Source organism: Arthrobacter sp. Y3225116 (assembly GCF_059091245.1).
Genome location: NZ_JBNHGL010000644.1, coordinates 1 through 220 on the forward strand (window position 1 = coordinate 1; position 220 = coordinate 220).

Sequence of the window (220 nt, forward strand, 5' to 3'; positions counted from 1 at the left end):
TGCAGTACCATCGGCGCTGTGGGCCTTAGCTTCCGGGTTCGGAATGGGACCGGGCGTTTCCCCCACGCTATGACCGCCGTAACCCTTCGTGCGCGCCGAACCCCCTGCGGGGCGGCGGCAAACCTGTTGGTTACAAGCTTGTGCTTGGAACTGTATTCAATTGTTTGTTCCCTGGACGACAACGGGTTGTTGTCTGGGAACCACATAGCGGACGCGTAGC

Annotated in this window: 1 rRNA gene; it reads right to left on the minus strand. The window is 60.0% G+C overall.

Going from position 1 to position 220, the window contains the following annotated elements:
* Positions 1–81: ribosomal RNA gene (rrf, locus tag AC5RV2_RS19355) — 5S ribosomal RNA — on the minus strand; the annotation flags it as partial.
* Positions 82–220: the final 139 nt, after the last annotated feature.